Below are 18,394 nucleotides of genomic sequence, written 5' to 3'. Positions count from 1 at the left end.
CATTGATGTGGCCGGCCCGTCCGGGTGAAACCGTCGGCGCACTTCGCGCCGTCGTGCTGATTGCGCTCGGCACCGCCTTGATGGCGCTATCAGCCAAGGTGAATCTGCCGCTGCCTTACGTGCCCATGACCCTGCAGACGCTGGTCGTGCTGATGATCGGCGCCGCCTATGGCTGGCGCCTTGGCAGCGCAACCATGATCGCCTACCTCGCCGAAGGCGCGATGGGGCTGCCGGTGTTCGCCGGTCCGGTCGGTGGAATTGCACCGCTGCTCGGCCCGACTGCCGGCTATCTGTATGGCTTCGTGCTGGCTGCCTTCATCACCGGCTGGCTGGCCGAGCGCGGCTGGGATCGCAATGTCGCGCTGCTGTTTGGAGCAATGGCGCTCGCCCATGTCGTGATTTTCATCGCCGGCTTCGGCTGGCTGGCCTACGTCATCGGCCTTGGCGCAACCAAGGCCTGGGCGGTCGGCGTCGCGCCGTTCATTGCGGCATCGGTGGTCAAGAACGCGCTGGGCGCCGCGCTGATGCCGGCGGCCCGCCGGATCGTCGATCGACGCGGGTAAAGCGCACCGTTCCGAGCAGTTCCGATTGACAGAGCCGGCCAAGTTGATCTTGGCTGGCTCTGAGTTTGAGGGGGAGTGAAACAATGACGACGACAACGATGGCGGGGGCGCCGGTCGCGCCGGCCGCCGCCAAGCCTTGGTACAAGGTTCTCTACGTCCAGGTGCTGATCGCCATCGTGCTCGGCGCCTTGGTCGGCTGGCTGTGGCCGTCGCTCGCCACCAACGAGTGGATCAAGGCGATGGGCGACGGCTTCATCAAGCTGATCAAGATGGTGATTGCGCCGATCATCTTCTGCACCGTGGTCTCCGGCATCGCGCATATCCAGGACGCCAAGAAGGTCGGCCGCATCGGCGTCAAGGCGCTGGTCTATTTCGAAGTCGTCTCGACCTTCGCGCTGGTGATCGGACTCATCATCGGCAACCTGGTGAAGCCGGGTGCGGGCTTCGGCAGCGCCGCCGCCAACGCGCAGGCCGTCGCCAACTACGCCAAGCAGGCCGAGGGCCAGAGGTCGGTCGACTTCATCCTGCACATCATCCCCGACACCGTGGTCGGCGCCTTCGCGCAAGGCGAGATCCTGCAGGTGTTGCTGTTCTCGGTGCTGTTCGGCTTCGCCATCATGGGCCTCGGCGAGCGCGGCCATACCATCCGCAGCTTCATCGATGACGCCGCGCATGCGGTGTTCGGAGTCATCTCCATCGTGATGCGCGCGGCGCCGATCGGCGCCTTCGGCGCAATGGCCTACACCATCGGCAAGTTCGGCACCGGGGCGATCCTCAACCTGGTCGGCCTGATCGCGACGTTCTACGTCACCGCGGCGCTGTTCGTGTTCGTCGTGCTCGGAACCATCGCGCGCCTCGCCGGCTTCTCCATCTTCAAGTTCCTGGCCTACATCAAGGACGAGCTGCTGATCGTGCTCGGTACCTCGTCCTCGGAAAGCGCGTTGCCGTCCTTGATGGAGAAGCTCGAGCGCCTCGGCTGCTCGAAGTCGGTGGTCGGTCTCGTGGTGCCCACGGGCTATTCGTTCAATCTCGACGGCACCAACATCTACATGACGCTGGCGACGCTGTTCATCGCGCAGGCGCTTGGCTTCGATCTCTCCTTCGGCCAGCAGCTCACCATCCTGGTGGTGGCGATGCTGACCTCGAAGGGTGCCTCCGGCATCACCGGCGCGGGCTTCATCACGCTGGCCGCGACGCTCGCCGTGGTCGATCCGCGCCTCGTGCCGGGCATGGCGATCGTGCTCGGAATCGACAAGTTCATGAGCGAGTGCCGCGCGCTGACCAACCTCTGTGGCAACGGCGTGGCCTGCGTGATCGTCGCCTGGTGGGAAGGTGAGCTCGACCGCGACAAGCTCAACGCCAACCTCGCCAGGCAGATCGATCCGACCGACCTGGAAACGGCCGTCACGACGGACTGATCTGCAAGCGGAATCTGACGGCGCGGGCGGCGCCGTCAGACCTCGAAATAATGGGGCTGGTCGAGATCGTCGATCAGCCCTTTTTCTTTCGGCGCCCAGCTGAGCGAAGCGCGCGTCTTGGTGCTTGAGGTCGGAACGTCGATGCCGGCGAACTGTGCGAACCAGCCGAAATGCGCGGCCGCTTCCTCGGACGATTTGGACACGACGGGGACGCCGAGCCGTCGGCCGATCACCTCTGCAATCGCCTTGAACGGCACGCCTTCCTCGGCGATCGCATGATAGCGTCGCGCGGTCGCGCCTTGCTCCAGCGCGAGACGATAGACGCGCGCGGCGTCGAGGCGGTGCGCGGCCGGCCAGCGGTTTTGGCCTTCGCCGATATAGGCAGCGGCACCTTTCTCCCGGGCGAGCGCGATCAGGCGCGGCACGAAGCCGTGGTCGCCCTCACCGTGGGTCGTGGGCGGCAGCCGCACGATGCCGGTGCGGACGCCGCGCTCTGCGAGGTCTTCGGCAGTGGCTTCCGAGACGCGCGGAAAGTGGCGGGCCGCCGCATCGTCTTCGGTCGCGAGCCGTCCGGGCGCCAGCAGCGCTACACCGGATGTGACGATGAGAGGGCGGTCGGAGCCTTTGAGCTCCTCACCGAGCGCCAGGATCGCGCGGCGGTCGAGCTCGCAATTGTCGGCGAATTTCGAGAAGTCGTGGTTGAAGCCGAGATGCAGCACACCGTCCGAAGCGGCGGCGCCGCCGCGTAAGGAGGCATGATCCTCCAGCGACCCACGATGGACCTCGGCGCCCATCGCGGTGAGCGCTGCGGCGCCGGCATCGGAGCGGGCGAGGCCGAGTACGCTATGGCCGGCGGCCATCAGGTCTCGAACGACGGCGGAACCGACGAAGCCGGTGGCACCGGTAACGAAAACACGCATGCGAAATCTCCTGGTGTTGGTGGAGAGAACCATCTGCGCTACAGTTATCCGGGTAAAGTAGTGACCTTATCAGGTTATAATAGCTAACAGGATGAGTGAGAGCGCTGCCGCCGAGAACTTGCTTGGGGCCTATCTGAAGGACCGTCGCACCCGGCTCGATGCAGCCGCGTTCGGCTTCTCCGGCAGCCGCAGGCGCACGCCGGGTCTGCGCCGGGAGGAAGTGGCCCAGCGCGCCAATATCAGCTCGACCTGGTACACCTGGCTGGAGCAGGGCCGCGGCGGGGCGCCATCGGCCGACGTGCTCGACCGGATCGCGCGCGCGTTGATGCTGACCGATGTCGAGCGCGAGCACCTGTTCCTGATCGGCCTCGGCCGCCCGCCCGAGGTGCGCTACCAGGCGAGCGAAGGCGTCTCGCCGCGGCTGCAACGCGTGCTCGATGCGCTCTCATTCAGCCCGGCGTTGGTACGCACCGCGACCTGGGACGTCGTCGCCTGGAATCGCGCCGCAAGCGTCGTGCTGACCGACTACGGCGCGATCCCTCCGGGACAGCGCAACATCCTGCGCTTCATCTTCTGCGATCCGCGCGTGCGCGCCGCGCAATATGACTGGGACAGTGTGGCACGCTTCGTGGTGGCCGCATTCAGGGCAGACGCGGCGCGAGCAGGTGCCGTCTCGCATGTCGCCGATTTCGTCGACGAGCTCTGCCGGACAAGTCCGGAATTCGCGGCGCTCTGGCGCGACAATGACGTGCGCCATCATGGCGACGGCACCAAGCGGCTGCGGCATCCCGTTCACGGCACGATGTCGTTCGAATATTCGAGCTTCAATGTCGAGGGCCGCTCCGATCTCAGCATGATCGTCTACAATCCGGCGACGCCCGAAGATGCCGACCGCATCAGGAAGATGCTGGCCGAGCGCGCCGACAGCTAAAAGCGCTCAGGCCGGTATGGCGTCGGATCTATCGCCGGCGTCTCGCCGCTCATCATCTCGGCGAGCAGGCGGCCGGTCGCAGGTCCAAGCGTAAAGCCCTGGTGGCCGTGGCCGAAATTCATCCAGAGGCCGGGATGACGCGGAGCTTGCCCGAGCACCGGCAGCATGTCGGGCGTGCAGGGGCGGGTGCCGAACCACGGGTCGGGCTCGACCCGCTTGCCGAGGTCGATCAGCTCTCGCGCGGAAGCTTCGGCACTGGCGAGCTGCACGGGCGTTGCGAGCGCGTCCATGCCGGTCAATTCCGCACCCGTGGTGATGCGGATGCCCTTCGCCATCGGACCCATGGCGTAGCCGCCGGCCTTGTCGACCAGCGGCAGATCGAGTGATGCGCCGCCGCTGTAATGCATGTGGTAGCCGCGCTTGCGCACCAGCGGAATGCGGTAGCCGAATTTGTGCAGGAGATTGGGCGACCAGGGCCCGAGCGTCACGACGGCGGCCGCAGCGTCGATGGTTCCCTGGTCCGTATCGACTGACCAGCCGGTCGCGGTCTGCCGCAAGGTCTGGGCATCGCCGAGCACGATGGTACCGCCGAGGCGCTCGAACAGCTCGGCATAGGCCGTGACCAGTGCGCCGGGATCGGACACGGTCCAGGTGTCGAGCCAATGGATCGCACCGGGCAGGTCGTCGCGCAGAATCGGTTCGGCCTTGGCGAGCTCGGCCCCCGAGAGCGCGCGAAACCTCACGCCGAATTCGCGCTGGTCTTCTTCTGCCGCCTTGACGGCGAGATCGAAGGAGGCCGCGTCGCGATGCAGATGCCGGTAGCCCGCGCGGCGGATCAGATTGTCGGCATGAGCTTCGCGAATGAGGATGTCGTGCTCCGCCGTCGCGTAGGCGATCAGCCGCGCCCAGGCGTCGATCGCCTCGCGATGCCGCTTCGGCGCCGAGTGCCACCAGTAGCGGAGCAGGGGCTCGATATGGAGATGAAGCGACGACAGGCTGTAGCGCACGTCGTTGGTGCGGCCGGTCGCGATCTTCAGGAGCGAAGCGAGGTCGCGCGGCATCGGATAGGGACGCACGGCTTCTGCCTGGATCATCCCGGCATTGCCGTAGCTGGTCTCGCGGCCCGGCTCCCTGCGGTCGACGAGCGTGACCGACCAGCCGCGCTGCCGGAGGTGCAGCGCCGCGCTCACGCCGATCATGCCGCCGCCGAGAACAATTGCGCTTTGCATCGTACTGACCTTGCCAAATCAAAACCGCCCGGTTTGGCCGGGCGGTCTCAACTGATTTGTTCGCCTATTCGCCGCCGCCGAACCGGCGAGACCACCAGCCGGCGCGACGCGGGGCGGCCGGGGTTTCGGTTGCCGCCTCCGGCGTGGGTTCAGCGGCTGGTGCGGGCGGGGCAACCGGCTCTGGCGCTGCCGCAACCGGTGTTGCCGGCTCGCTCGCGCTGCTCGACAGGAAGCTCACCTTTTCCCGGACCGTGGAGCGGCGACGCGCAGCCTTGTCGTCGGCCGGCTCTTCGTCCGCGGCGGCAGGAGCGGGCTCAGGCTGGGCCGGCGCCTCAATCTGCACCTCGGCGCGCGGCTCGGGCTGGCTGACCTCAGGCTCGGCGGTGGTGTGTTCGGCCTGCGCGATCGAGGGCGCAGCCTCGCCGCCAAAGCTGTCGAAATCGGCGACGGCATCGGTCGCTTCCGACGGCGCATTGGCCGCGAGTTCGTCGCCGATGGAGCCGGCGAGACCTTCCTCGTTGCCACCGCGACGGCGACGTCCACCGCGACGACCACGCCGGCGACGGCGATCGCCGTTGCCCTGCTGCTCGCTGCGGGCCGCCTGGTCCTCACCTTCCTCGCCGTCCTGTTCGGATTCGGAATCCTCTTCACCTTCGCTGGCCGCCACGGCCGCTTCGGAAGACGCCGGAGCGCCATCCTCGCGCAACTCGCCGTCGCGCGGGGCACCGCGGCCGCGCCGACGCCGGCGGCGCTTGCGGCGCTGGCCATCCTGGTCGGAAGCCGCTTCGCTGCCAGCCTGCTCTTCGGTGAGGCCTTCGGTTTCTTCGGTCTCGACCTCGGATTCCAGCTCCGGATCGAATTCCTCGTCGTCATAGACTTCTTCGGCTACGGGCGGCGGGCTTGCGGCGGCCTGTGCCGCCAGCAGCGCCTTCGCGGCTTCCAGCGTATGCACCTGCTCGCCGCGGTCGATGAGATAGGCCTGCGGTCCGCTGACGCTGGGGTCGGCGATGACGGCCAGCGTGACCTTGAAGCCGTTCTCGAGGTCGCGCAGATGGCCGCGCTTGTGGTTCAGCACATAGAGCGCGACGTCGGTGCGGGTGCGGACCACGAGATTGTGGGTCGCGCCCTTCATCAGGATCTCTTCGAGGCCGCGCAGCAGCTGGAGCGCAACCGAGGAGACCGAGCGGACATGGCCGGTGCCGCCGCAATGCGGGCAGGGATCGGTCGAGGATTCCAGCACGCTGGCGCGGATGCGCTGGCGCGACATCTCGAGCAGGCCGAAATGCGAGATGCGGCCGACCTGGATGCGGGCGCGGTCCTGCCGCAGGCAATCGGACAGCTTGCGCTCGACCGCGCGGTTGTTGCGCTTCTCGTCCATGTCGATGAAGTCGATGACGATCAGGCCGGCGAGGTCGCGCAGACGGAGCTGGCGGGCGACCTCTTCGGCCGCTTCCAGATTGGTCTTGAGCGCGGTGTCCTCGATATGGTGCTCGCGGGTCGATCGTCCGGAGTTGACGTCGATCGAGACCAGCGCCTCGGTCTGGTTGATGACGATGTAGCCTCCGGAGCGCAACTGCACGGTCGGAGAGAACATCGCGTCCAGCTGGCTCTCGACGCCCATGCGTGAGAACAGCGGCTGGCCGTCCCGATACTGCTTCACCGCGCTGACATTGGCGGGCATCAGCATCTTCATGAAGTCGCGCGCTTCGCGGTAGCCGGACTCACCGGCAACCGAGATCTCGTCGATCTCCTTGTTGTAGAGGTCGCGCAGCGAGCGCTTGATCAGCGAGCCTTCCTCGTAGACCAGGGTCGGGGCCTGCGACTTCAGCGTCAGGTCGCGCACCGTCTCCCACATCCGGATCAGGTATTCGAAGTCGCGCTTGATCTCGGGCTTGGTACGGGCAGCGCCGGCGGTGCGCAGGATGATGCCCATGCCCTCGGGCACGTCGAGATCCTGCACAACTTCCTTCAGGCGGGAACGATCCTGGGCGCTGGTGATCTTGCGGCTGATGCCGCCGCCGCGGGCGGTGTTCGGCATCAACACGGCATAGCGGCCGGCGAGCGAGAGATAGGTGGTCAGCGCCGCGCCCTTGTTGCCGCGCTCTTCCTTGACGACCTGCACCAGCATCACCTGGCGGCGCTTGATGACTTCCTGGATCTTGTACTGGCGGCGCGGGCGGAAGGTGCGCTCCGGCACCTCCTCCATCACGTCGTCGCCGCCGACGGATTCGACGTGTTCCTCTTCGGCTTCCTCGCCGTCCTCGTCCTCGTCGTCTTCCTCCTCGGACTCCTGATGGCGAGCATCAGTGCTTTCGCCGGCAGCGTAGACGGCGTCGGCCGGTTCGGCGGAGGCGGTCACGGCTTCGGCGAGAGCCTCGGCATGGGCTTCGGAGGCGATAGCCTCCTGCGGTTCGGAAGCGGTCTCGGTCGCGACCACGGGCTCGGCGCCGAAGGCTGCGACAGGCGCGGGCGTTTCGTCGGCATGATCATGGTCGTGATGATCGTGCTGGCCGTCGTGGCCGTGGTCATGATCGTGATGATGGTCGTCGTGCCCATGATCGAGATGATCATGGCCTTCGTGGTCATGATCGTGGTGATCATGATCGCCATGTTCGTGGTCTTGATGCTCGTGGCCTTCGTGCTCGCCGTGATGCTCCGTCTCGGCGTGCAGGTGCTCGCCCTCGTGCGACGCACCCTCGGTGTGCAGGGCGTCGCTCTCGACCGGCTGGGCCGCTGGATCGGCGCCGGCCTCGAGGCCCTCGACGATGTCGCTGCGGACGCGTTCGCCTTGACTGCGGCGGCGGGAGTTGCGGTGGCGCGAGCGGCGGCGGCCGTGGGAGCGGTTCTCGCTCTCTTCCTCGGCCTCGCGATGGGCCTGTTCCTCGGCCTCGATCAGTGCCTGCCGGTCGGCGACCGGGATCTGGTAGTAATCGGGATGGATTTCGCTGAAGGCGAGGAAGCCGTGGCGGTTGCCGCCATATTCGACAAAGGCGGCCTGGAGCGAAGGCTCCACCCGGGTGACCTTGGCGAGGTAGATATTCCCGCGCAGTTGCTTGCGTTGTGCGGTCTCGAAATCAAACTCTTCGACGCGATTGCCGCGGACCACGACGACCCGGGTCTCCTCCGGGTGGGTGGCATCGATCAACATCTTGTTGGGCATGTCTTAACTCTTGGCGGCGGCGGGCGCGATTCACCGTGGGCGCGATTAGCGCTGCCGGGTGCCGCGACGGTCCACCTGATTCGGGGGTGAGGGGAAGGCCGAAACGCCGTCTCTCGCGCCTTGCCGAAACGGAAGCTGGAGGGCCGAAGCGGCGCGCGGGATTGTCACTCCGCAGCGTCGCGAACGGTCCTTCAGAATTCGTCGGCACAGTCTGGCGCATCAAGCGTCGGCCCGTATGAAACATTGGGCGGCGGGGCCGCCCCTCAATCAGTTGCTGCTGGCCAGGCATGGCGCGAGCGCGCTCGCCTTGGGGATTACGAACCGCTCCCTTGGGATTAAGGGACCGGGTAACGAGTCACGTCGCTGTCAAAACCGTCCCGGAAACGCGGTGGTAACCAGGGACCGTCCGCCACCGGGGCTTGACCCGCTCCACCTCGCTGCCGCGCACCGCGCTGGTCTTTGAGGGGAACGGAAAAACGCTGGAATTCCCAAACCTTGAGAGTTCCGGCGCTGCACCGGGAGGCTGAACGCGACACAACCGGAAATATCGGCCGTCAGCACTCCGTACATACGTGGAATGGACCAACCGTGCAAGGGAGCGTCGCACGGCGGTCACAGTCGGGGAGTTTCGTATATCTGTCATTAGGCGACGATTAACCCTGTGGTTCTATTGCGTTAGAAGGGCCGCTCGGAGGCACTGAATCGGTGACGAGCCGCACAAATCAAAGGGTTTTGCTGGGATGCGCGCTTCTGTGCGCCGCAGCATTGGTATGCGCTGATTCCTGGCGCCTGAGCGCGGCGGAAAGCCAGCCGCAACCCTCTGTTGCGGTAGCGAATTTTCCCACCGCCTCCGCCGCCCGGCTGGCCGGCGATGGCAAGCAGACCCGCTTCATCCTCGACATCGATCAGGCCGTCACCTTCCGCGCCGTGACGCTCGCCGACCCGTATCGGGTGGTGGTCGATGTGCCTCAAGTCAATTTTCAACTGCCTGCGGGCACCGGGGTCGAGGGGCGGGGACTGGTCAAGGCCTTCCGCTACGGGCTGGTCATGCCCGGCGGCTCGCGAATCGTGTTCGACCTGACAGGCCCGGCCAAGATCGCCAAGTCCTACGTGCTGGAGGCCGCCAATGGCCAGCCGGCCCGGCTCGTGCTTGAGCTGGAGGAGGTCGACCGGACCGCCTTCGTGCAGTCGCTCGTCCCCGAGAAACGCCCCGAACTGCGGCCGGCAATCGCCGACGCGCCGCCGGCAACGGTTCCGGCCGCCGCAACTCCGGAAGCCGGGCAGCAAAAGGTCGACGGACGCCCGATCGTCGTGATCGATCCCGGCCATGGCGGCATCGACAACGGCACGCAGTCGGGCGGCGAGAGCGAGAAGAACCTGGTGCTGGCCTTCGGCCTGGCGCTGCGCGACCGGCTGGACAAGGCCGGCAAATTCCGCGTGGTGATGACACGGGACGACGATACCTTCATTCCGCTCAACGACCGGGTCAAAGTCGCTCGCGGGCTCAAGGCCGCCTTGTTCGTCTCGATCCACGCCGACGCGCTGCCGAAGGCCGAGGGCGATGCGCAGGGCGCGACTATCTATACGCTGTCCGACAAGGCCTCCGACGCCGAGGCGCAGCGACTGGCGGACGCGGAAAACCGGGCGGACGCGATCGCCGGTTTCAATCTCGCGGAGGAGCCGACCGACGTCGCGGACATCCTGATCGACCTCACCCAGCGGGAAACTCGTACCTTTTCAAGCCGTTTTGCCCGCCTGTTGATGGGCGAAATGAAGTCGTCGGTGCGGATGCACAAGCATCCCCTGAAGTCGGCCGGCTTCCGGGTCCTCAAGGCGCCGGACGTGCCGTCGGTGCTGGTCGAGATCGGCTATGTCTCCAACAAGGGCGACCTCGAGCATCTGGTCTCCGAGGGCTGGCGGTCCAAGGCCGTGGGCTCGATGGCGCAGGCGATCGACGGGTTTCTGACCAAGCGGATGGCCACGGCCGGATCGTCAAATTGACGACCGGGGGATCGTCGAATTGACGACCGGGAGGCGTCGAATTGAGAGGGATTTTCCGTCCCGTTGCAAAAGCCCTAGTTTGGCCACAGCGGGCGCTTTATAAAAATGCCGCAGGGGGTTCCGGAATCGGCGAGAATCCCGTTCGGCAAGCGTCTTGGGTCCGGCACTGATGTAATTGAGTAGGCCGGTAAATTCGCGACGTGGAGTTGGCGCCTGTTTTGGGTGCCTTGAGCTGATCCAGAGTTTGAACGGATAAACATATAATGCGCTTGCTGGTGCGGTTCATGGGCTTCCTGTTCGCCGCGGGAACGGTGGTGTTCCTTGTCGGTGTCGGGGCCGTGGCAGGCCTGATCTGGCATTTCTCCAAGGACTTGCCGGACTACTCTCAGCTTCAGGATTACGAGCCGCCGGTGATGACCCGCGTGCACGCGGTCGACGGCTCGCTGCTCGGCGAATACGCCAAGGAGCGCCGGCTGTACCTGCCGATCCAGGCGGTGCCGAAGCTCGTGATCAACGCCTTCCTCGCGGCCGAGGACAAGAATTTCTACGAGCATGGCGGCATCGACTACACCGGCATGGCGCGCGCCGGCGTGCTCTTCATCCAGAACTACGGCTCGAACCGGCGTCCGCAGGGCGCCTCCACGATCACCCAGCAGGTCGCCAAGAACTTCCTTCTGACCAACGAGGTCTCCTTCGCCCGCAAGATCAAGGAAGCCTTGCTGGCGATGCGCATCGAGAAGACCTATTCGAAGGACAAGATCCTCGAGCTGTACCTGAACGAGATCTATCTCGGCCTCGGCGCCTACGGCATCGCGGCCGCTTCGCTGGTGTATTTCGACAAGTCGGTGAACGAGCTGACGGTCGCTGAAGCGTCCTATCTGGCCGCGTTGCCGAAGATGCCCGCGACGCTGCATCCGGTGCGCAACCGCGACCGCGCCATCGAGCGCCGCAACTACGTCATCGACCGTCTGCTGGAGAACGGCTGGATCAAGCAGGCCGACGCCGACAAGGCGCGCAAGGAGCCGCTGGCCGTCACCAACCGTTCCAACGGTGCCCACACCTTCGCCGGCGAATATTTCGCCGAGGAAGTCCGCCGCGACATCTTCGAGCGCTACGGCGAGAAGAAGCTCTACGAAGGCGGTCTGTCCGTCCGCACCACGCTCGATCCGAAGATCCAGGTCATGGCGCGCAAGGCCATGGTCGCCGGCCTCGTGAACTATGATGAGCAGCAGGGCTATCGCGGTGCGATGAGCAAGCTCGATATTTCGGGCGATTGGGGCGTGAAGCTCGCCGAGATCAAGTCGCTTTCCGACATCTCGCCATGGCGCATGGCGGTGGTGCTGGAGACCAGCGACCAGTCGGCGCGCATCGGCTTCCAGCCGAACCGCGAGCTCGGCGGCGCCATCAGCAAGCAGCGCGAGACCGGCATCGTCACGGTCGACGGCGTGCGCTGGGCGAGGGCGGCCCAGGGCAATGCCAAGGGCAAGACCCCGACGTCGGTGGCGCAGGTGTTGCAGCCCGGCGACGTAATCTATGCCGATCCGCTCTACACCAAGGAGGGACAGCCGGTCGAAGGCCAGTACCGCCTGCGCCAGATCCCCGAAGTGTCCGGTGCGATGGTGGCGATGGATCCCTGGACCGGCCGCGTGCTCGCGATGGTCGGCGGCTTCTCGTTCGACCAGAGCCAGTTCAACCGCGCCACGCAGGCCTACCGGCAGCCGGGCTCGTCGTTCAAGCCGATCGTCTATTCGGCCGCGCTCGACAACGGTTATACGCCCTCGACCGTGGTGCTCGACGCGCCCATCGAAATCGACCAGGGCCAGGGCGCCGGCGTGTGGCGGCCCGAAAACTTCTCGTCCGGCAAATTCCAGGGACCCGTCACGCTGCGCAACGCGCTGCGGCAGTCGCTGAACACCGTGACGGTGCGCCTCGCGCAGGACATCGGCATGCCCCTGATCGGCGAATATGCGCGCCGCTTCGGCGTCTATGACGAACTGCCGAACTATCTGTCCTACGCGCTCGGCGCCGGCGAGACCACGGCGATGCGCATGGTCACGGCCTATTCGATGCTCGCCAATGGCGGTCGCCGGGTGAAGCCGACCTTGATCGACCGCATCCAGGACCGTTACGGCCGCACCATCTTCAAGCACGACCAGCGTGAATGCCGCGGCTGCGACGCGCCGGGCGGCTGGAAGAATCAGGTCGAGCCGCAGCTGATCGACCGCCGCGAGCAGGTGCTGGATTCCATGACCGCCTATCAGATCACCGAGCTGATGGAAGGCGTGGTCCAGGCCGGTACCGCAACCGTGGTCAAGGAGGTCGGCAAGCCGATCGCCGGCAAGACCGGCACCACCAACGAGGCCAAGGACGCCTGGTTCGTCGGCTTCTCGCCCGACGTCGCCGTCGCGATCTATATGGGCTACGACAAGCCGCGCGCGCTCGGTAGGGGCAACGCCGCGACCGGCGGCCATCTGGCCGCACCCATCGCGCGCGACTTCCTCAAGCTTGCGCTCGCCGACAAGCCCGCCGTTCCGTTCAAGGTGCCGGCCGGCATCAAGCTCGTGCGCGTCGTCTCCAAGACCGGCATGCGCGCCGGTCCCGGCGAGACCGGCGGAACCATTTTGGAAGCCTTCAAGCCGGGCACGGCGCCGCCGGACAACTATTCGGTGATCGGCGTTGCTGATGCCGACGGGCGCGGCGGCGTGCCGGCGTCGCAGCAGCAGCAGCCGGATTCCGGCTTCTTCATGCGGCCGGGCACCGGCGGGCTGTACTAGCGGATAAGACGGACGATCGCGGTTCCGGCGGTTGCGCTTTGCAGCCGCCGCCGCTACATCCCGATCTGAATTGCACGCGGGATTCCGCGAGATCAGAGAACAACATGCGCGCCGAAATCGAACGGTTGGTAGAAGAGATCAAGCAGTCAGTCGGGCTGCTGAGGAGGCATCTTTGACGTCGAGAAATCGACGGCGCGCCTCGCTGAGCTGAACAAGCTCGCAGAAGATCCCAACCTCTGGAACGATCCCCAGAAAGCCCAGAAGCTGATGCAGGAGCGCACCTCGCTTGAGGATTCGCTCTCGGGCATCGGCAAGGTCGAGCAGGAGCTCGAAGACGACATCGGCATGATCGAGCTCGGCGAGGCCGAGGGCGATGCTGGCGTCGTCGCTGAGGCTGAAACCGCGCTGAAGAACCTCAAGAAGGAAGTCGCGCGGCGCGAGCTCGAGGCGCTGCTGTCGGGCGAGGCCGATCGTTTCGATTCCTATCTCGAAGTCCATGCCGGCGCCGGCGGCACCGAGAGCCAGGACTGGGCGCAGATGCTGCTGCGCATGTACACGCGCTGGGCCGAGACGCACGGCTTCAAGGTCGAATTCCTCGAAGAGTCCGAGGGCGAAGAGGCCGGCATCAAGTCCGCGACGATCCAGGTCTCGGGCCACAACGCCTATGGCTGGCTGAAGACGGAGGCGGGCGTGCACCGGCTGGTGCGCATCTCGCCGTTCGATTCCAACGCGCGGCGGCACACCTCGTTTTCGAGCGTGCAGGTGTTCCCCGTCATCGACGACAGCATCAAGATCGACATCAAGGAAGCCGACGTCCGCGTCGACACCATGCGCTCGGGCGGCGCCGGCGGCCAGCACGTCAACAAGACCGAATCCGCGGTGCGCCTGACGCATATTCCGACCGGCGTTGCCGTGGTCTGCCAGGCCGGCCGGTCCCAGCACAAGAACCGGGCGCAGGCCTGGGACATGCTGCGCGCGCGGCTTTACGAGATCGAGCTGAAGAAGCGCGAGGAGAAGGCTGCCGCCGACCAGGCCGCCAAGACCGATATCGGCTGGGGTCACCAGATTCGCTCCTACGTGCTGCAGCCCTACCAGATGGTGAAGGATTTGCGCACCGGCGTGCAGACGTCCGACACGTCGGGCGTGCTGAACGGCGAGCTCGACGACTTCATGGCCGCAACCCTGGCGCAGCGCGCCTTCGGCACCACCGGCGCCGACATCGAGGACGTCGACTGATGTCCCGCGTCGCCTTCATCGGGTTGGGGCGGATGGGCCACGGCATGGCCGGTCGCTATCTCGATGCCGGCTTCACGGTGACGTTGTGGAATCGCAGCAAGGCAAAGGCGGACGACCTGATCGCGCGCGGTGCGCATTGGGCGACGTCGCCTGAGGATGCCGCGATCGATGCCGATGCGGTCGTGACCATGGTCGCCGACGACGAAGCCTCGCGCGCGGTCTGGCTCGGGCCTGAGGGCGCGGCCAAGACGGCAAAGGCCGGCACCATTGCGATCGAGTGCTCCACCGTCTCCTATGACCACGCCCGCGAGATGGGCCGCGAACTGAACGCGCGCGGGCTGATCTACATCGACTGCCCCGTGACGGGATTGCCGGATGCGGCAGCGGCCGGAAAGCTGACGCTGCTCGCCGGCGCTGACGCAGCTGATCTCGAACGTGCGCGGCCGTTCCTCGAACCGATCGGCTCGACCATCCGCCATTTCGGCGCGGTCGGCTCCGGCACCGTCTACAAGCTCATCAACAATCTCCTGGGTGCGATCCAGATCGCGGGCCTTGCCGAAGGCCTCGCCATCGCCGAACAGGCCGGGCTCGACATGAACCTGGTGCTGGAATCGATCCAGGCCGGTGTCGCGGCAAGCCCGCAGGTGCAGCGTCATTCCAAGCGCATGGTCGCCCGCGATTTCAGCGGCGCGACGTTTACGGCGGCGCTGCGGCACAAGGATGCCGCCTACGCCGTGAAGCTCGCCGAAAGCCTGCTCGCCGACAAGCCGCTGGTCTCGCGCGCTGCGGTCGAGTCCTACGCGCAGGCGAAGGCCGCAATGCCCGACGACGATGAAGGCAAGATGATCGAGCTGGTGTCGCGGCCGAAGAAGCCGACCTAGCTGGACGCATCAACATGGGGCAGCCTCGTTCGGATCGCGGTCTCGGCATTGCCCTCGTCATCGCTGCCGCAGTTGCCTGGAGCACGGCGCCGTTCTTCACGCGCCTCTTGCCGTTCGATCCCTGGACCATCCTGTTCTGGCGCGGCCTGTTCGCGGGCAGCCTGATCAGCGTGTTTCTTGTCGTGATGCAGGGCCGCGCTGCACTGTGGCAATTGGTAGTGCCGGGGAAGGGCGGCCTGCTCGTCGCGTCCTTGTCCGCGGTCGGCATGGTCTCGTTCATTCCCGCGCTTCAGATGACCAAGGTCATGAACGTGGCGGTGCTGATCGCCACCCAGCCCTTCGTTGCGGCTGCGCTGGCGTGGCTGTGGCTCGGCGAAGCCGCGACGTGGCGTACGCTGACCGCGAGCCTGATCGCCTTTGCCGGCGTGGTGATCACGGTCGGCGGCGTTCGGGCCGGCGCCGATCTCGGCGGCGTCGCGCTGAGCTGCCTGATGGTGCTCGCCATCTCCGCCATGACGGTCGTGGTCCGGCGTCATCGCGAGACGTCGATGGTGGCCGCGGCCGCGCTGTCGAACTTCATGGGGAGCCTCGTCAGTCTTCCCTTTGCCCACGACATCGCCCATGTCGGCGGCAACAGCCTTGCGATCCTCGCGATGTTCGGCTGCCTCCAGGTCGCGCTCGGCCTGACCTTCTACATGCTCGGCTCGCGCTTGTTGCCTTCGGGGCAGGCTTCCCTGATCGCGACGCTGGAAACGCCGCTAATGCCGTTCTGGATCTGGGTCGCTTTTCGCGAACTGCCCGCCGTGCATGCGCTCATTGGCGGCGCGCTGGTGATCGGAGCGGTTGTCGCCGATATTGCCGGTGACGCTCGCTCGCGGCGCCCCTCCTGAGCAAATTTGTCGGAAATCGGGTGGCGGCCTGTCTCGCGCCGTTCTAGGCGGCAGGCTCGGCCGCCGAGGTGAAGCAACATGTCCCCGAACGATAACAGGATCGACGCGCGAGACTGGTCGCTGCTCGCGGTGCTCTCGGTTCTCTGGGGCGGATCGTTCTTCTTCAATGGCGCGGCGCTGCGGGAATTGCCGCCGCTGACGCTGGTGCTGCTGCGCGTCGCGCTTGGGGCGGCCATTCTGCTGCCGTTGCTGCGGATGCAGGGTATCGGTCTTCCCAAGGGCATGGCGGGCTGGAAGCCGTTCGTCGCGATTGGGCTGCTCAACAACGTCATCCCGTTCTCGCTGATCGTGCTCGGCCAGACCTACATTCCGAGTGGGCTGGCCTCGATCCTGAATGCGACCACGCCGCTGTTCACGGTGATGGTGATGGCGGCGGCCGGCGAAGAGGCCCTGCAGATGCGTCGGGTGGCCGGCGTGGCGCTCGGGCTCGCCGGCGTCATCATCCTGCGCGGATGGGAAACGAGGCCGGGGCAGGGGCTCGGCATCCTGCTCTGCCTGGGCGGCGCATTCAGCTATGGCTTTGCGGCGCTGGCCGCGCGGCGGCTGCTGAAGGACACGCCTCCGCTGGGAACGGCGACGTTTCAGCTGATGGCATCGACTGTGATGATGGCGATCGTCGCCGGCGCCATGGAGCAGCCGTGGCATCTTTCGATGCCGGGCCTGACGACCTGGCTCGCGGTGCTTGGCCTTGCCGCCCTGTCGACGGCGCTCGCCTACATCGTCTTCTTTCAGATCATTCGGCGTTCGGGCGCGACCAACGTGATGCTGGTGACTCTGCTCATTCCCGTCACCGCCATCCTGCTGGGATGGCTGGTGCTGGGTGAGCCGATCTCCGCGCGCGAGATCGCGGGCGCCATCGTCATCGGTAGCGCATTGCTCGTGATCGACGGGCGCGCGCTGAGACTGCTGCGGCGCACCGCGTAAGTTCCGGGTCCGTCGTTTCACGGCGCGGAAAATCGCGGCGCTTGCCAGCGGCGAACGGCCTTGCGACACTCTCCGCAAAACAAGACTACAAAACATAGGGGAGAGAACGATGCCGGGTCGTCGCGAAAGCCTTGCTGCCCTCGCCATTCTTGCTGCCGGCGTGCTCGTCACGGCACCGGCTCTGGCGCAGAAGAAATACGATCCCGGCGCCACCGACACCGAAGTCAAGATCGGCAACATTATGCCCTATAGCGGGCCGGCGTCGTCCTATGGCGTGATCGGCAAAACCGAGGCCGCCTATTTCAGGATGATCAACGACCAGGGCGGAATCAACGGCCGCAAGATCAACTTCATCAGCTATGACGACGCCTATTCGCCGCCGAAGGCGATCGAGCAGGCGCGCAAGCTGGTCGAGAGCGACGAGGTGCTGCTGATCTTCCAGCCGCTCGGCACGCCCTCGAACTCGGCGATCATGAAATACATGAACGCCAAGAAGGTGCCGCAGCTGTTCGTCGCCTCCGGCGGTACCAAGTTCGGGGACCCCAAGAATTTCCCGTGGACCATGGGTTTCCAGCCGAACTACCAGAGCGAGGGGCGGATCTACGCAAAGTACATCCGCGATCATTTCCCCAACAGCAAGATCGCCGTGTTCTGGCAGAACGACGACGCCGGCAAGGACCAGTTCAAGGGCCTGAAGGACGGGCTCGGCGACAAGGCCGGCATGATCATCGCCGACAAGTCCTATGAGGTCAGCGATCCCTCGATCGACTCGCAGATCGTGGCGCTGCATGACTCGGGCGCCGACATCTTCTTCTCATGGGCCGCCCCGAAGGGATCGGCGCAGGCAATCCGGAAGGTCGGAGAGCTCGGCTGGAAACCAAAATTCTTCCTCGCCAATACCGCGACCTCGGTCGCCTCGGTGCTCAAGCCCGCCGGGCTCGACTATTCCAAGGATATCATCTCGACCGTCTATCTGAAGGATCCGACCGACCCGACCTGGGACAAGGACCCGGCGGTGGTGAAGTGGCGCGAATTCATGGACAAATATTATCCCGATGGCGACAAGGCCAACGCCAACAACATCTACGGCTATGTGCAGGCCGAGGCGATGGCGCAGGTGTTGAAGCAGTGCGGTGACAATCTCACCCGTGAGAACGTGATGAAGCAGGCCACTAGCCTGAAGAATTTCCACACTGATCTGATGCTGCCAGGCATCATGGTCAACACCTCCACCGACGACTATTTCCCGATCGAGCAGATGCAGTTGATGCGCTTCAACGGGCAGGCCTGGGAGCTGTTCGGCGACGTCATCACCGGCGAGGTCGGCCACGAGCGGAGTCCGTAGTTCGGTTGTATGTGCCAACAGCGGTCGCGGTGTCCAACTCCGCTAAAGAAATGTCCTCCCGG

At 65.7% G+C, this 18,394-nt stretch carries 13 protein-coding genes; 10 read left to right on the top strand and 3 right to left on the bottom strand.

Annotated features, from left to right (window positions below):
• Positions 1-5: 5 nt before the first annotated feature.
• Positions 6-563 (top strand): biotin transporter BioY, encoded by a 558-nt coding sequence (locus AB7Z56_RS24440; protein WP_354123666.1) that lies wholly within the window; start codon positions 6-8, stop codon positions 561-563.
• An 83-nt stretch (positions 564-646) separates the two neighbouring features.
• A complete protein-coding gene (locus AB7Z56_RS24435) occupies positions 647-1,981 on the top strand; it encodes a dicarboxylate/amino acid:cation symporter (protein WP_208086594.1) in 1,335 nt (444 codons plus the stop codon).
• Between the two features lie 35 nt (positions 1,982-2,016).
• On the opposite strand, the gene AB7Z56_RS24430 is transcribed toward AB7Z56_RS24435, so the two are convergent.
• Positions 2,017-2,901 carry an SDR family oxidoreductase gene (locus AB7Z56_RS24430; protein ID WP_354123639.1) on the bottom strand — a complete coding sequence of 295 codons (885 nt, stop codon included), beginning with the start codon at positions 2,899-2,901 and terminating at the stop codon, positions 2,017-2,019.
• A 91-nt stretch (positions 2,902-2,992) separates the two neighbouring features.
• Here AB7Z56_RS24430 and AB7Z56_RS24425 point away from each other — a divergent pair, with 91 nt between their 5' ends.
• The gene (locus tag AB7Z56_RS24425) at positions 2,993-3,832 is read left to right on the top strand and encodes a helix-turn-helix transcriptional regulator (RefSeq protein ID WP_354113150.1); all 840 of its coding nucleotides are present in this window, start codon (positions 2,993-2,995) and stop codon (positions 3,830-3,832) included.
• Here the strand turns inward: AB7Z56_RS24425 and AB7Z56_RS24420 are convergent.
• The gene (locus tag AB7Z56_RS24420; protein ID WP_354113151.1) at positions 3,829-5,061 is read right to left on the bottom strand and encodes an NAD(P)/FAD-dependent oxidoreductase; all 1,233 of its coding nucleotides are present in this window, start codon (positions 5,059-5,061) and stop codon (positions 3,829-3,831) included. The genes AB7Z56_RS24425 and AB7Z56_RS24420 overlap by 4 nt on opposite strands.
• A gap of 64 nt (positions 5,062-5,125) precedes the next feature.
• Complete coding sequence (locus AB7Z56_RS24415; RefSeq protein WP_354234043.1) at positions 5,126-8,221, bottom strand: Rne/Rng family ribonuclease; 3,096 nt, start codon at positions 8,219-8,221, stop codon at positions 5,126-5,128.
• Between the two features lie 705 nt (positions 8,222-8,926).
• Between AB7Z56_RS24415 and AB7Z56_RS24410 the strand changes: the two genes are divergently transcribed.
• The 7 genes from AB7Z56_RS24410 to AB7Z56_RS24380 all read left to right on the top strand — a co-directional run bounded on the left by AB7Z56_RS24410 (position 8,927) and on the right by AB7Z56_RS24380 (position 18,332).
• Positions 8,927-10,222 (top strand): N-acetylmuramoyl-L-alanine amidase, encoded by a 1,296-nt coding sequence (locus AB7Z56_RS24410; protein WP_354113154.1) that lies wholly within the window; start codon positions 8,927-8,929, stop codon positions 10,220-10,222.
• Positions 10,223-10,485: 263 nt separating this feature from the next.
• A complete protein-coding gene (locus tag AB7Z56_RS24405; RefSeq protein WP_071914354.1) occupies positions 10,486-12,996 on the top strand; it encodes a penicillin-binding protein 1A in 2,511 nt (836 codons plus the stop codon).
• 104 nt (positions 12,997-13,100) lie between these two features.
• A protein-coding gene (gene prfB, locus AB7Z56_RS24400; RefSeq protein ID WP_166341001.1) for a peptide chain release factor 2 occupies positions 13,101-14,232 on the top strand; the annotation gives its coding sequence in 2 pieces (ribosomal slippage) (positions 13,101-13,169 and positions 13,171-14,232; 1,131 coding nt in all).
• Positions 14,232-15,113 carry an NAD(P)-dependent oxidoreductase gene (locus AB7Z56_RS24395; RefSeq protein ID WP_283018754.1) on the top strand — a complete coding sequence of 294 codons (882 nt, stop codon included), beginning with the start codon at positions 14,232-14,234 and terminating at the stop codon, positions 15,111-15,113. Before prfB ends, AB7Z56_RS24395 begins: the two co-directional genes overlap by 1 nt.
• Positions 15,114-15,127: 14 nt before the next feature.
• Positions 15,128-16,003: a DMT family transporter gene (locus AB7Z56_RS24390; RefSeq protein ID WP_354113155.1), complete on the top strand. Its 876-nt coding sequence runs from the start codon at positions 15,128-15,130 to the stop codon at positions 16,001-16,003.
• Positions 16,004-16,081: 78 nt separating this feature from the next.
• Positions 16,082-16,987: a DMT family transporter gene (locus AB7Z56_RS24385; protein WP_354113156.1), complete on the top strand. Its 906-nt coding sequence runs from the start codon at positions 16,082-16,084 to the stop codon at positions 16,985-16,987.
• Between the two features lie 109 nt (positions 16,988-17,096).
• Positions 17,097-18,332 carry an ABC transporter substrate-binding protein gene (locus tag AB7Z56_RS24380; RefSeq protein WP_354123642.1) on the top strand — a complete coding sequence of 412 codons (1,236 nt, stop codon included), beginning with the start codon at positions 17,097-17,099 and terminating at the stop codon, positions 18,330-18,332.
• Positions 18,333-18,394 lie beyond the last annotated feature (62 nt).

Source organism: Bradyrhizobium sp. 482_C4_N1_8 (assembly GCF_052075965.1).
GTDB lineage: Bacteria > Pseudomonadota > Alphaproteobacteria > Rhizobiales > Xanthobacteraceae > Bradyrhizobium > Bradyrhizobium barranii.
The sequence above is the reverse complement of the archived record's forward strand: the minus strand, read 5'-3'. Positions and strand labels throughout refer to the sequence as shown.